This window comes from Variovorax sp. GW821-FHT10D07 (assembly GCF_059415325.1).
Genome location: NZ_JBWKMZ010000014.1, coordinates 104,436 through 117,266, shown reverse-complemented (window position 1 = coordinate 117,266; position 12,831 = coordinate 104,436). Strand labels below are relative to the sequence as shown.

Here is a 12,831-nt window from a genome sequence, read left to right as displayed (position 1 = left end):
TTGGGATGCATGCACGCACCGCCGCCCAGCCGTTCGCTCCCGTGCCACGACCATCGTCAGGCCACCGAAGAGGCCACGCGGCCGCCGCTCGACACGACCGGCCCGTGCCGGTACAGCCGCCGCAGCAACACATTCAGGAATTCGCCTTCGCCGTGCCGCAGAAAGAAATGGCCGCCGTCGAACCAGTCGAGCGTGCAGCCCGCGGCGGCCTGTTGCGACCAGGCCTCGACACGGGGCGCGGCAATGTCATCGTCGCGGCCCGCGAAGGCGTGGATCGGCAGCGGCAGCGGCGCTTGCTCGAGATGGCGGAAGCTTTCGCAGACGCGGTAGTCGGCGGCCAGCACATCGAGGGTGATGCGCATGAGCTCCTCGCTGGCGAAGACCTCTTCGGGCGTGCCTCCCTGCTTGCGCAGATCGGCGATCAGCGCCTGGTCATCGTTCTTGTCCTTGAAGCGCTCGGTATCGCGGCACGAAGGCGCGGCGCTGCCGGACACCAGCAGCGCGAGCGGCAGCGCGTGTCGCTCGGCATGCAGGCGGCGCGCGATGCCATAGGCCAGCAGCGCACCCATGCTGTGGCCGAAGAGCGCGAAGCGCCCCTGCATCGCCGCGGCCTGCTCGGTGCAGAGCCGAGCCACGAGCGCATCGAAGTCCTCGATGAACGCCTCGCCCATGCGCGCGCCGCGGCCCGGCAGTTCCACGGGCACGATCCGCACCCATTGCGGCACCAGACGACGCCAACGCAGGTACATGGTGGCACTCGCACCGGCACAAGGCAGGCACAGCAGCGCAAGCTCCGGCGCGGCCACGCTCAGCCGATCGCGCCTTCGGCGGCCGCGGACCGGCCTTCCTGCGCGGCCATCCATTCGCGCAGCGAACGGGGACGCATGTCGGTCCACGTCTGCTCGACGTAGGCCAGCACGGTCTTCTTGTCGCCCTTGACGCCTTCGACGGCGGTCCATCCGCCCGGCACGGCTTTCCAGTGCGGCCAGATGGAGTATTGGTCTTCTTGGTTGACCAGGACGATGAAGGTTTCGTCGTCGCGGTCGAAACAGCTGGTAGACATCGAGGCATCCTTGTGCGGTTGAACAGGAGGAACGCCGGCGACCGGCCCATGCGGCCATCGCTCTGAAGGACGCTCCTGCTCAACAGGACGCTTCAGCGGGTCATCTGTTCATTTCGCACGGGGTCGAAAGCCCCGGATGCGTGCACGGCGGCGATGCGGCCGCCGCGCGAAGGTACGTCAGTGCTTGCCGGGCTCGTTGCCGGTGTCGTCGTGAGGAATGTCGTCGCTGCCGATGTCGTTGACCGGCGGCACGATGCCGGCCAGCAACCAGAGGCGGGCCGCCTTGTCGTAGGCGCGCCGGTGGGCCGGATCGGCGGCCAGCCATGTCGTCATCTCGTCCCGCGCCGCGGCGTCGAAGGTGTCGCGGTCGTATTCCCGCTGCACCCACGTCCACGCGGCATTCCAGACGGGATCGTTCTTGTCTTGAGTCATGCCAGAGGGTGGTTCGCGTTGTTCTTGCCGGCGCCTCACGGCGCCGCACTGCCATCGCAGCAGGCACGAACCATACCAAACCGCACCGATACCCCCCGGCATGGGCGGTCAGCGCGCCGTCAGTCGGCGTCAAGCAGGTGGGCGCAGCCCTTGATGGCGGCCGCGGCGTCGGCGATCAACCCGTTGACGAGGCCCAGCGCGCAGCCGAGCCGCGCCGCGATCTCGCGTTGCGTGAGCCCCTCGAGGCGATAGAGCTCGAAGACCAGGCGCGTGCGCGGCGGCAGTTCGGCGAGCGCGCGATCGATCGCATGGATGACTTGGCGCTCGCGCATGCGGCGATCGGGCGTCTCGACGTTCGGGATCTCGAGCACTTCCACATCCACGTCGAAGGTGCGGTAGTTCGCTTCGACGCGATGGCGCCGGCAGTAGTCGAGCGCCATGTTGCGCACCACCTGGCAGCAATAGCCGATGGGCTTGTCGGCCAGTCGCTCCGAAGCGCCGTCGACGATCTTCAGATAGGCATCCTGCACCACGTCGTCCGCCAGATCGGAGGTATTGACGATCTTGCGGGCCACGCGCCACAACTGCGCTCGATGGGCGATGAAGACTTCTCCGAGCGAGGGCTCGGACAAATGCGATGGCATGTGCAACACCTCTGATGAGCGGGACGAAATGGGCGGCGCAAATCCTGCAGATCGCTGATTACTACTTTGGTAATCCAAAGAAGAATACGAATCATTCCTATCTATAACCATGTTTCCGGGCACCTCTGAACTCGCGTTCGGGCGAGGAATCAGGACGAAAAAACTTGGGGGGAACTGACGTTGCAGCGGGATCGAAACGATGTTCCGCGAAAGGAACATCAGGCCCGCATTGGCTTGCGCGGTGGCGGGCGATGATAGCTCAGATTGTTTGACAGACATGCGTCAGCGATTGCATGTCGGCCATTGCGCACGTCGATGATTCGACGCGTTGCTTCATTGCATGGAGGCGACTCTCGTTGCCAAACGCGCGACATCGGCGGCCCTCTAGAATTCCGCCCCTCAGTCCGATCGCGCCTCCATGAACATCGTCGTCAACGAAGAACTCAAAGCCTATATCGATCCCCTCACGCCCGAAGAGCACGAAGCCCTTGAGCGCAGCATCCTGACCGAAGGCTGCCGCGATGCGCTGGTGCTGTGGGGCGACGTTCTCGTCGACGGCCACAACCGCTATGCGATCTGCCAGAAGCACGGCCTGCCGTTCCAGACCGTGCAGAACACGCGCTTCCAGTCGATCGAGGACGTGCACCTGTGGATGATCGACCAGCACCTGGGCCGGCGCAGCATCTCGGACTTCGTGCGCGGCGTGCTCGCGCTGCGCAAGAAAGACATCGTGACGGAGCGGCGCGCGCGCACGGCGAGCGCATCGTCCGCCACCGCGGATGCCGATGCGCCCACGAGTTCGGCCGCGAGCAGCGACGATGCAAGCGTGCCGCCGCCCGCGCCGCTCAACAGCCGCGAGGCCATCGCCAAGGCCGCGCGCATCAGCAGCACCCAGGTGCAGATGATCGAGAAGATCCAGAAGCAGGCCGCGCCCGAAGTGGTGGCCGCGGTGAAGTCGGGCACCATCTCGATCAACGCCGCCGCTGCCGTGGCGAGCCTGCCCGCCGAGGAGCAGGTGGCTGCCGCGAATGCGGGCAAGGACGAACTGAAGCTCGCGGCCAAGCGTGCGCGCGAAGCCAAGCGCAAGCCGCGCGAGGACGATGCCGAAGCCTCGTCCGACAGTGAATCGCCTTTCGAGGCGCCCGATTCCGAGCAGGTTCAGGCGTTGAAGCAGCGCGTGGCGGCGCTCGAAACCGAGAACAAGGCGCTGCGCGAGCAGATCGCCACGCTGCAGCTGCAATTGGCCGCCGCCTGAGCGCGCGGCGGCCGGCTTCGCGTCAGAGCGCGATCTCGGTCACCTTCGCGCCCTGCACCGAGACGCCCGCCTCGAGCCCCACGTTCGTCAGCACGAAGCCCACCACGGGCTGACGGATCGTGTTGGTGTCGATGCTGCCATTGGCACCGATGGTCGCGACGGCCACCGTGGCATCGGCACCGGCCGTCCATCCCTTGCTGCTGCGGAACTTGTCGAGCGCGGCCTGCGTGGTGAACAGGTAGATCACGGCCTTCGACTGCGCGCCCGCCTGGAAGCCGATCGACCCCGAGGTGGTGCTGTAGTAGGACTGAGTGCGGCCGTTCACGCGCAATGCGCCGCGGCCGTATTCCGCACCCACGCCCATGCTCGCGCCGACCACCGCCGGGAACACCAGCACGCCGCTCGACTTGGCGACGAGCTCGCGCGAACCGCGCACCGAGTCGTAGAGCTTGGACAGCGATGCATCGACCTGCGCATCGATCGACGCACGCGAGGACGAACTGCTGGCCTGGTTGTCGGGACGCGTGGTCGTGCAACCGACGAAGGCGATGCTGCTCGCAGCCACTGCACAGACGACGGCCACCGTACGAAGCGAAGAGATGGGCATGGCGAACTCCTTTGCTGAAAACATGACGCAAACCGCGCCCGCGACGATGCGGGCCTGGCCATGCTACGGCGCGCACATCGCCCCATCGCACGCTGTGGAAGACCGCCTACGCCAACTCAAGCCGATGCAGAAGGCGCGTTCGAGCGGGCCAGCGCCACCGCGTCGGCGCCCGCGGGGAAGCGCAGTTGCCCCGACTCGTCGTGCGCGGCACGCCACACGGTCTCGGCCACGTCGGATGCCGTGGTCACTGCCGAGATGCCCGCGAAAGACGCGAAGACCTGCTGCGCATAGGCCCCGTAGGCGGGCGGAATCAAGCCCGCCATGCGCGACTGGCCGTTGCTCGTGAAGTTCGTGCTCGGCGCATAGCCTGGCTGGACCAGCTTCACACGCACGTCGAAGGCTGCGAGCTCGTGCGCCAGTGAATCGGTGAATCCTTCGATGGCCGTCTTGCTGGCCGTGTAGACCGCGACCAGCGGCATCGGTGCCAGCGTGGCGCTCGAGGTCACGTTCACCACCACGCCGGCACGGCGCGCGCGGAACTGCGGCAGCACCGCCTGCGTCATCGCCATCACGCCGAAGGTGTTGGTCTCGAAGACTTCACGCGTGGTGCTTATCGGCGTCGCCTCGAAGGCACCGAGCAGTCCGATGCCTGCGTTGTTGACGAGCACGTCGATGGGTCCGCTCGCCTCGAGTGCGGCGGCGATGCTCTGCGGATCGGTGACGTCGAGGGCCACGATGCGCAGCCGCTCGTCGCGCGGCAACAGGTCTTCGCGCGGCGTACGCATGGTGGCGATCACGCGCCAGCCCTGCGAGAGGAAATGGCGCGCGGTCTCGAGGCCGTAGCCGGACGAACAGCCGGTGATGAGGACGGTTTTCATGGGTGCTTGCTGAGTGGTTGACATGGGAGCGAACGATATCCAGAGAAAACCGGACCATCTACAATGAAAAGTCCACGATTCATTTGCGAGCGTCCAGCCATGAACGATCCGCTCTCCGAGGTCATCGCGTTGCTCAATCCGCGCGCCGTGTTCTCGAAGGGCATCAGCGGCGCCGGTCGCTGGACCGTCCGCTATTCCGATTTCGGCCAGCCCAGCTTTTGCGCGGTGATCAGCGGGAGTTGCCGCCTCGCGGTCGAGGGCGAGGAAGCCATCGCCCTCGAAGCGGGCGACTTCGTGCTCATGCCGGCGACGCCGGGCTTCACGCTGTCGAGCTTCGAGGCCGCCGCCCCCGTTCACATCGATCCCAAGCTCGCGCCCGCACCTGAAGGCGAGGTTCGCCACGGCACGCGCGATGGTCCGCCCGACGTGCGGCTGCTTGGCGGCTATTTCGTTTTCGATTCGCCCGATGCGGCCTTGCTGGTCTCGCTGCTGCCGACGCTGGTGCACGTACGCGGCGTCGATCGGCTCTCGGTGCTGGTGCGGCTGGTCGGCGAGGAATCGAGCGAGGAGCGCTCCGGGCGCGAGCTCGTGCTCACGCGCCTGGTGGAAGTGCTGCTCGTCGAGGCGCTGCGTTCGTCGTCCGGCGAGGATGCGCCCCCCGGCCTGTTGCGCGGACTGGCCGATGCGCGGCTAGCGCTCGCGATGCGCCAACTGCACGCGGATCCCGCGCGGCCGTGGACCGTGATCCAGCTCGCACAGAAGGCCGCACTGTCGCGCTCGGCCTTCTTCGATCGCTTCACGCGTGCCGTCGGACTGCCGCCGATGGAATATCTGCTGGCCTGGCGCATGGCGCTCGCGAAGAACCTGCTCAAGCATCAAGACGTCGCGATCGCCGAGGTCGCCGAACGCGTGGGCTACAGCTCGGCGAGCACCTTCAGCACCGCATTCAGCAGGCATGTGGGGCTACCGCCGGGACGCTACGCACGACGTGCGTGATCCTTGCTCGCGGACCGCATGCACGGGCCTGCTACAATGCACCTTCGCTCGGAACGTCCGAGCGTTGCCTGGCCAGGCAAGCTGAATCTCACACCAGCGCGTCGAAGTCACTACGACGAGAAAAACAACAATGACTTCCGCAAGGGAATCTTTGCCGTAGCGTGGACCGCGTAAGAGTTCACGACCATATTTTCAAAGCCCGCCTTGTGCGGGCTTTGTTCGTTTGGGGGCGTCGCGCAGTTGTGGCGAGAGCAACTGAGCCCTGGACGTTGCGAGGACGTGGCGCCGCTGCTGCAGCCCCGAGCAACGGAGCCGGCCAATTGGCCCGCGTTCCTGGAGCCCCCACGAACCTTGAGCTAGCTGTGGGTCACCTCACAACTCCCCACGGAAAACGGTGAAATTTGTCACGATTACAAGCAAATAATGAGTGCAACTTTCGCACTAATTGTTTGGCTATGTCTGTTTTTCAGGCCTGTGATTGCACCGTCGACCATCTCTACCGCGTCGAACGCCGACCATGGATGCGACTTCTCCCTTGGCTGCGGTTGTACCAATGCGCAAACTGCAAGAAGCTGCAGTTGCACGCCGAGGACGATGTCACTCGAGCCAAAGTCGAGTTCGCGTCCCGATCGCTCAAGAACTCCCACCGCCGCCCCAAGCCCGGTTGAGGACGAGTCGCGATCGAAGACTGCGGCTGGCGCGCCGACAACGCGTCACCGACTCGCTCGCAGGTGGTGCCGGCAATGTGGGCAACGTCAGCGAAGCGCCCCAGCTCGCCAAGAGCCGCTCCACTCCCACCGGAGCTAGGTCGACGATGCCAACCAAATCCATGAGGGTTCGGCTCGGATCTCCAAAAAGACAAACGGGCTACGCGATCGCTCGCGTAGCCCGTTGCTTTGTATGGCGGAGTGGACGGGACTCGAACCCGCGACCCCCGGCGTGACAGGCCGGTATTCTAACCAACTGAACTACCACTCCTGGTAGACAACGTTCACTCCTTGCGGAGCCGAGTGTTGACGACTCGTGCCTGCTTCACTTGCATGAAACTGGCGACCCTACGGGGATTCGAACCCCGGTAGCCACCGTGAAAGGGTGGTGTCCTAGGCCTCTAGACGATAGGGTCAAAACCTTAGGAACCGTGCTGCGATCAGCACTTCTTCTCTTCTCGACACTTTTGATGGTGGAGGTAAACGGGATCGAACCGATGACCTCTTGCATGCCATGCAAGCGCTCTCCCAGCTGAGCTATACCCCCTCTTTGACATTCCAGTGCTTCTTTTCAGAATCACCTTGTGTCGGTGTCGAGCCTCAAATTATAGACCGGTTTTTAGGCCACTTTCAAACGCTCGATGATTTTTTCTTTAGAAAAAATCGCGAGGACCGCATCGAGCGATGGCGTCTGTGGGGTTCCCATCACGAGAACACGCACCGGCATCGCCAGAGCAGGCATCTTGAGCGAATGCGCAGCCAGGGTTTCCTTGATGGCCGCGGCGATCGTCGCCTTGTCCCACGTCGGAAGGGTGGAGAGTTTATCCGCAAGCGTAGCCACCGCTGGCTTCACCGCATCGGTGATGTGCTGCGCACGATCCGCGTCGCTCGCGTGGACGTCTGCATAGAAGGCCGCGGCCCAATCAGCCAGCGCGACCGTGGTCTCGCAGCGGTCCTTGAACAGCGCGCAGATCGCGACGAGCCGATCGTCGGCCTCGATACCGCGCTTCTTCAGTTGCGCGGCCACCAGCGGCGCGAGCGCGTCATCGGGCTTGGCCTTGATGTACTGCGCGTTGACCCATGCGAGCTTGGCCGCGTCCCATTGCGCGGGGCTCTTCGACAGGTGCGAACCGTCGAACCAGCTCACCATCTGTTCGCGCGTGAACAGCTCGTCGTCGCCGTGGCTCCAGCCGAGGCGCGCGAGGTAGTTGAGCATCGCCTCGGGCAGGTAGCCGTTGTCTTCGTAGGCGGTCACGCTCACGGCGCCGCGGCGCTTCGAGAGCTTCTGGCCGTCGTCGCCGAGGATCACGGGCACATGGCCGAACTGCGGCAGCGGTGCGCCGAGCGCGTGGAAGATGTTGATCTGCCACGGCGTGTTGTTGATGTGCTCGTCGCCGCGGAACACGTGCGTGATGTTCATGTCCCAGTCGTCGACCACCACGGCGAAGTTGTAGGTGGGCACACCGTCGGGCCGCAGGATGATCAGGTCGTCGATCTCGCGGTTGTTGATGGTGATCTCGCCCTTGACGAGGTCGTTCCAGGTCACGTCGCCCTCGGGCGGGTTGCAGAAGCGCACCACCGGCGGCACGCCCTCGGGCACGGGCGGCAGCACCTTGCCGGGCTCGGGGCGCCAGCGGCGGTCGTACAGGGTCTTCTCGCCGCGCGCCTTCTGGGCCTCGCGCATCTCGTCGAGCTCGGCGGGGGTGGCGTAGCAGTGGTAGGCCGTGCCGGCTTCGAGCATCTGCGCGATCACGGCGCGGTAGCGCTCGAGGCGCTGCATCTGGTAGATCGGGCCTTCGTCGTAGTCGAGGCCGAGCCAGTGCATCGACGCGAGGATCTGGTCGGTCGAATCCTGCGTGGAGCGCGCGACGTCGGTGTCCTCGATGCGCAGCACGAACTCGCCGCCATGGTGGCGCGCATAGGCCCACGAATAGAGCGCGGTGCGCGCGGTGCCCAGGTGCAGGAAGCCGGTGGGGGATGGAGCGATGCGGGTGCGGACTTTGCCGGTCATGGAGGCGGGATTCAGAAATTCAGGGTGGAAAGGCCGCGCGACAGGTCGGCCTTGATGTCTTCGACGTGCTCGAGGCCGACCGCAAGGCGGATCAGGCCCTGGCCGATGCCGGCCGCCTGGCGCTGCGCTTCGGACAGGCGTCCGTGCGAGGTGGTGGCCGGGTGCGAGATGATGGTCTTCACGTCGCCGAGGTTGGTGGCGATGCTCACGACCTCGGTGCTGTTGATGACGTGGAAGGCGTTGGCGCGCGCGGCCTCTGGATCACCGCCCTTCACGATGAAGGACACGACCGCCCCGCCCTGCCCCGCCTGTTGCCGCATCGCCAGTTCATGCTGCGGATGCGAGGCGAGCCCCGGGTAGTACACGCGCTCGATGCCCGGCTGGGCCTCGAGCCATTGCGCAACGGCCAGCGCGTTTGCGCAGTGGGCCTGCATGCGCACGTTGAGCGTCTCGAGCCCCTTGAGCACGACCCAGGCATTGAACGGCGACAGCACCATGCCCGCGGTGCGCACCACCGGGCCGAACACGTCGACGATCAGCTTCGAGGGACCGCAGATCGCGCCCGCCATCACGCGGCCCTGGCCGTCGAGGTGCTTGGTGCCCGAATGGATGATCAGGTCGGCGCCGAGTTCGGCAGGCCGCTGCAGCGCGGGCGAGCAGAAGCAGTTGTCGACCGCGAGCAGCGCGCCCGCCTCGTGCGCCACGTCGGCCAGTGCGCGGATGTCGCAGACCTCGGTCAGCGGGTTGGTCGGCGTCTCCGCGAACAGCAGCTTGGTGGTGGGACGCACCGCGGCGCGCCACTCGGCCACGTCGGTCTGCGAAACGAAGGTGGTCTCGACACCGAACTTGCCGAACTCGCGCCCGATCAGGTTGATGGTCGAGCCGAACATCGAACGCGAGCACACGACGTGGTCGCCGGCCTTGAGCAGGCCCATGCACATCATGAGGATCGCACCCATGCCGCTGGAGGCGGCGATCGCGGCCTCGGTGCCTTCCATCGCGGCGAGCCGGCGCTCGAAGCTGCTGACGGTGGGGTTCGAGGTGCGCGCGTAGGTGAAGCCTTCCTCGGTGCCGGCGAAGCGGCGGGCCGAGGTCTCGGCGTCGGGCTGCACGAAGCCGCTGGTGAGGTAGAGCGCTTCGGAGTGCTCGCCATGCACGCTGCGTTCGAGCGCGGTGCGCAGGGCCAGCGTGTCGCGGTGCAGGCCGGGAGGCAGGGGTCGATCGGTCACGGAAACTTTCGGGCGCGAGGCCAACGAGGAATGTCGGAAGAAGATCAGCTCAGGTTGGGCAGCGCGAGGCGCGAGGAATCCTCTTCGGTCTCCTCGATGCGCGGGCGGTTGCCGTTCATGCGCGAGATGGCTTCGGTGTCGATGTCGCCGGTGACATAGACGCCGTCGAAGCACGAGGCATCGAAGCCGTCGAGCTTGCCGTTGAGCGAGCCGATGGCGCGCTTCATCGCGTCGACGTCCTGGTAGATCAGCGCGTCGCAGCCGATCAGCTCGCGGATCTCTTCCACGGTGCGGTCGTGCGCCACCAGCTCGTCCTTGGTCGGCATGTCGATGCCGTAGACGTTGGGATAGCGCACCGGCGGCGCGGCGCTCGCGAGGTAGACCTTGCGCGCGCCGGCGTCGCGCGCCATCTGCACGATCTCGCGGCTGGTGGTGCCGCGCACGATCGAGTCGTCGACCAGCAGCACGTTGCGGCCCTTGAACTCGCTCGCGATCACGTTGAGCTTCTGGCGCACCGACTTCTTGCGCACGCCCTGGCCCGGCATGATGAAGGTGCGGCCCACGTAGCGGTTCTTGACGAAGCCCTCGCGGTACGGAATGCCCAGCAGGTGCGCGAGTTGCGTCGCGCTCGGGCGGCTCGATTCGGGGATCGGGATGATCACGTCGATCTGGTTCGGCGGCACGGTCGAGACCACGCGCTTGGCCAGCGTCTCGCCGAGGTTCAGGCGCGCCTGGTAGACCGAGATGCCGTCGAGCACCGAGTCGGGACGCGCGAGATACACGAACTCGAAAATGCAGGGATTGAGCGTGGGCGCCTCGGCGCACTGCATCGAATGGAGCTGGCCCTGCATGTCGACGAACACCGCCTCGCCCGGCAGCACGTTGCGTTCGAAGGTGTGGCCCGAGCCCTCGAGCGCCACCGATTCGCTGGCCACCATCACGGTGCCGTCGGCGCTGCGGCCGATGCACAGCGGACGAATGCCGTAGGGATCGCGGAAGGCCAGCAGGCCGTGGCCTGCGATCAGCGACACCACGGCGTACGAGCCACGCAGGCGCTTGTGCATGCTGCGCACCGCGGCGAAGACCTCGGCCGGGTTCAGCGGCACGCCGTGCGAGGACTGCTCGAGCTCGTTGGCGAGCACGTTGAGCAGCACCTCGGAGTCGCTGTCGGTGTTGGTGTGGCGGTGGTCGGTCGAGAACAGCTCGGCGCGCAGCGCATGGGCGTTCGTCAGGTTGCCGTTGTGCACCAGCACGATGCCGAAGGGCGCGTTGACGTAGAAGGGCTGCGCCTCTTCCTCGCTGTAGGCGTTGCCGGCGGTCGGGTAGCGCACCTGGCCCAGGCCCACGCTGCCGGGCAGCGCGCGCATGTTGCGGGTGCGGAACACGTCGCGCACCATGCCCTTGGCCTTGTGCATGAAGAACTTGCGTTCCTGCAGCGTGACGATGCCGGCGGCATCCTGGCCGCGATGCTGCAGCAGCAGCAGCGCGTCATAGAGCAGCTGGTTGACGGGTGCGTTGCTGACAACGCCGACGATTCCACACATGAAGCGATCCTCTCAGGGCAGGTAGCTTGCCAATTTTTCGGGCAATGCAGGCTTCAGGCTCTGCAATGCCGCGTCGAGAACAACGGCGCTGCGCGATTCGTGCCACCAGGCACTGTCGCTCAACGCCAGCAAATGAACAACCACTGCCAACACCAGCAGCGCCACCGCGCCCCGGGCCGCGCCGAAGGCACCGCCCAGGATCCGGTCGACCGGACGCAATCCCACGGCGGCGATCAGCTTGCGCGTCAACGAGGCCATCAGGCCCACGCCGAACGCGACCGCCACGAACAGCAGCACGAAGGCCAGCGGATAGCGCCAGGACGCCTGCGGATCGCCGGCCGGCAACCAGGCCGCCACATCGGACGCGAACCACTGCGCCACCACGAACGCCACCACCCATCCGATCAGCGAAATCACTTCGAACACCAGCCCGCGCACGAGGCCGAACAGCATCGACACCACGATGAGTGCGACGGCGATCCAGTCGAGCAAGGCCACGGCAACTACAGGCGGTGGCGAATTACAAGGTGAGGATCGCGGCCGACAAAGACAAGGCCTTCACCCGCTCGGCGGCCTTGTCGGCCTCGGCGCGCGAGCCGAAGGGACCGACACGCACACGCGTGCGTTCGCCGTCGGCCGTCTTCGCCACGTTCACATAGGTCTTGAGGCCGGCCTTCTCGAGCTTCTGCCGCACCTCGCGGGCCTTGTCGGCATCGGCGAAGGCGCCGACCTGCACCACGAAGCGGCCGTTGTCGTCGGATGCGGCGGCGGGCTTGGGCGTGGCCGGCGCGGCGGCGATCGGCTTGCCTTCGAGCAGCGCGCGGGCACGCGCGCCGTCGTCGACCGCGGCGGGCTTGGGCGCGGGCTTCGGTTCCGGCTTGGCCTCGGGCTTGGGTTCGGGCTTCGGCTTGGGCTCGGGTTTGGCTTCGGGCTTGTGTTCCGGCTTAGGCTCCGGTTTCGGCTCGGGCTTGGGTTCGGCCGGCTTGGCCGGCGCGGGGGCCGGCGCCTGTGCGCTGTTGACCGGCCGGCCCGAGGCATCGATCTCGGTGCCGTCGGCGGTCTCGGTGATGATGCCGCCGCTCGATGCGGCCGGGGGACGCGACGGCGTCGCGGCGGCCACGCGGGTGTCGCCGTTGTCGCTGCCGCTGGTGGCGGCCGGCGCGGGCGCCTGGGGCACCGGCAGCGGCTTGACCTTGTTGCGGTCGGGAATCTCGATCGGGATGTCGACCGACACCGGGCGCGGCTGGGTGTCGAACAGCAGCGGGAAACCGATCACGCCCAGCAGCACCAGCACCGCGGCGCCCAGCAGGCGGTGGCGGGCGCGACGGCGCATGGATTCGACACTTTCCGCCGGCACCGCAGCCGGTGCGCTGCGTCCTTCGTTGCCTTGTGGGCCGCGCGCGCGGAACTTGAAAAACGCCATGAAGTTCGGTCCCTGAAGGAGTGCTGCGAGTGATGCGGGAAG

At 66.3% G+C, this 12,831-nt stretch carries 13 protein-coding genes and 3 tRNA genes; 2 read left to right on the top strand and 14 right to left on the bottom strand.

Going from position 1 to position 12,831, the window contains the following annotated elements; all coding sequences use genetic code 11:
• Positions 1–56: 56 nt before the first annotated feature.
• From AC07PU_RS32600 to AC07PU_RS32585, 4 genes are all read right to left on the bottom strand, one after another.
• A complete protein-coding gene (locus AC07PU_RS32600) occupies positions 57–806 on the bottom strand; it encodes a thioesterase II family protein (protein ID WP_495322430.1) in 750 nt (249 codons plus the stop codon).
• A gap of 2 nt (positions 807–808) precedes the next feature.
• Positions 809–1,063: an MbtH family protein gene (locus AC07PU_RS32595; protein ID WP_495322429.1), complete on the bottom strand. Its 255-nt coding sequence runs from the start codon at positions 1,061–1,063 to the stop codon at positions 809–811.
• Between the two features lie 177 nt (positions 1,064–1,240).
• Positions 1,241–1,495: a FecR/PupR family sigma factor regulator gene (locus tag AC07PU_RS32590; protein ID WP_495322428.1), complete on the bottom strand. Its 255-nt coding sequence runs from the start codon at positions 1,493–1,495 to the stop codon at positions 1,241–1,243.
• Between the two features lie 119 nt (positions 1,496–1,614).
• Positions 1,615–2,139, bottom strand: coding sequence for a sigma-70 family RNA polymerase sigma factor (locus tag AC07PU_RS32585; RefSeq protein WP_495322529.1), 525 nt, complete (start codon positions 2,137–2,139; stop codon positions 1,615–1,617).
• 418 nt (positions 2,140–2,557) lie between these two features.
• Here AC07PU_RS32585 and AC07PU_RS32580 point away from each other — a divergent pair, with 418 nt between their 5' ends.
• On the top strand, positions 2,558–3,394 hold the full coding sequence (locus AC07PU_RS32580) for a plasmid replication/partition related protein (protein ID WP_495322427.1): 837 nt from the start codon (positions 2,558–2,560) through the stop codon (positions 3,392–3,394).
• 22 nt (positions 3,395–3,416) lie between these two features.
• On the opposite strand, the gene AC07PU_RS32575 is transcribed toward AC07PU_RS32580, so the two are convergent.
• Together AC07PU_RS32575 and AC07PU_RS32570 are read right to left on the bottom strand one after the other, a co-directional pair.
• Positions 3,417–4,001 carry a BPSL1445 family SYLF domain-containing lipoprotein gene (locus tag AC07PU_RS32575; protein WP_093340203.1) on the bottom strand — a complete coding sequence of 195 codons (585 nt, stop codon included), beginning with the start codon at positions 3,999–4,001 and terminating at the stop codon, positions 3,417–3,419.
• Between the two features lie 116 nt (positions 4,002–4,117).
• Positions 4,118–4,879 carry an SDR family oxidoreductase gene (locus AC07PU_RS32570; RefSeq protein WP_495322426.1) on the bottom strand — a complete coding sequence of 254 codons (762 nt, stop codon included), beginning with the start codon at positions 4,877–4,879 and terminating at the stop codon, positions 4,118–4,120.
• A gap of 99 nt (positions 4,880–4,978) precedes the next feature.
• Between AC07PU_RS32570 and AC07PU_RS32565 the strand changes: the two genes are divergently transcribed.
• Entirely contained in the window at positions 4,979–5,875 is an 897-nt protein-coding gene (locus tag AC07PU_RS32565) for an AraC family transcriptional regulator (protein WP_495322425.1), read from the top strand.
• A 901-nt stretch (positions 5,876–6,776) separates the two neighbouring features.
• Here AC07PU_RS32565 and AC07PU_RS32560 read toward each other — a convergent pair.
• The 8 genes from AC07PU_RS32560 to AC07PU_RS32525 all read right to left on the bottom strand — a co-directional run bounded on the left by AC07PU_RS32560 (position 6,777) and on the right by AC07PU_RS32525 (position 12,789).
• Positions 6,777–6,853, bottom strand: a tRNA-Asp gene (locus AC07PU_RS32560).
• Positions 6,854–6,922: 69 nt separating this feature from the next.
• Positions 6,923–6,998: transfer RNA gene (locus tag AC07PU_RS32555), tRNA-Glu, on the bottom strand.
• Positions 6,999–7,053: 55 nt separating this feature from the next.
• Positions 7,054–7,129 (bottom strand) — tRNA-Ala (locus AC07PU_RS32550).
• A 72-nt stretch (positions 7,130–7,201) separates the two neighbouring features.
• Entirely contained in the window at positions 7,202–8,593 is a 1,392-nt protein-coding gene (gene gltX, locus AC07PU_RS32545; protein WP_203202200.1) for a glutamate--tRNA ligase, read from the bottom strand.
• Between the two features lie 11 nt (positions 8,594–8,604).
• The gene (locus AC07PU_RS32540; RefSeq protein WP_495322424.1) at positions 8,605–9,822 is read right to left on the bottom strand and encodes an O-succinylhomoserine sulfhydrylase; all 1,218 of its coding nucleotides are present in this window, start codon (positions 9,820–9,822) and stop codon (positions 8,605–8,607) included.
• 44 nt (positions 9,823–9,866) lie between these two features.
• Positions 9,867–11,366 carry an amidophosphoribosyltransferase gene (gene purF / locus AC07PU_RS32535; RefSeq protein ID WP_208507909.1) on the bottom strand — a complete coding sequence of 500 codons (1,500 nt, stop codon included), beginning with the start codon at positions 11,364–11,366 and terminating at the stop codon, positions 9,867–9,869.
• A gap of 12 nt (positions 11,367–11,378) precedes the next feature.
• The gene (locus AC07PU_RS32530; protein ID WP_093340212.1) at positions 11,379–11,864 is read right to left on the bottom strand and encodes a CvpA family protein; all 486 of its coding nucleotides are present in this window, start codon (positions 11,862–11,864) and stop codon (positions 11,379–11,381) included.
• Between the two features lie 22 nt (positions 11,865–11,886).
• Positions 11,887–12,789: an SPOR domain-containing protein gene (locus tag AC07PU_RS32525; RefSeq protein WP_093340214.1), complete on the bottom strand. Its 903-nt coding sequence runs from the start codon at positions 12,787–12,789 to the stop codon at positions 11,887–11,889.
• Positions 12,790–12,831: the final 42 nt, after the last annotated feature.

What these genes read in the sequence shown, in the direction of transcription:
- AC07PU_RS32595 (WP_495322429.1), bottom strand. Translation starts at nt 1,063, where the DNA reads ATGTCTACCAGCTGTTTCGACCGCGACGACGAAACCTTCATCGTCCTG.
- AC07PU_RS32590 (WP_495322428.1), bottom strand. Translation starts at nt 1,495, where the DNA reads ATGACTCAAGACAAGAACGATCCCGTCTGGAATGCCGCGTGGACGTGG.
- AC07PU_RS32585 (WP_495322529.1), bottom strand. Translation starts at nt 2,139, where the DNA reads ATGCCATCGCATTTGTCCGAGCCCTCGCTCGGAGAAGTCTTCATCGCC.
- AC07PU_RS32580 (WP_495322427.1), top strand. Translation starts at nt 2,558, where the DNA reads ATGAACATCGTCGTCAACGAAGAACTCAAAGCCTATATCGATCCCCTC.
- AC07PU_RS32575 (WP_093340203.1), bottom strand. Translation starts at nt 4,001, where the DNA reads ATGCCCATCTCTTCGCTTCGTACGGTGGCCGTCGTCTGTGCAGTGGCT.
- AC07PU_RS32570 (WP_495322426.1), bottom strand. Translation starts at nt 4,879, where the DNA reads ATGAAAACCGTCCTCATCACCGGCTGTTCGTCCGGCTACGGCCTCGAG.
- AC07PU_RS32565 (WP_495322425.1), top strand. Translation starts at nt 4,979, where the DNA reads ATGAACGATCCGCTCTCCGAGGTCATCGCGTTGCTCAATCCGCGCGCC.
- gltX (WP_203202200.1), bottom strand. Translation starts at nt 8,593, where the DNA reads ATGACCGGCAAAGTCCGCACCCGCATCGCTCCATCCCCCACCGGCTTC.
- purF (WP_208507909.1), bottom strand. Translation starts at nt 11,366, where the DNA reads ATGTGTGGAATCGTCGGCGTTGTCAGCAACGCACCCGTCAACCAGCTG.
- AC07PU_RS32525 (WP_093340214.1), bottom strand. Translation starts at nt 12,789, where the DNA reads ATGGCGTTTTTCAAGTTCCGCGCGCGCGGCCCACAAGGCAACGAAGGA.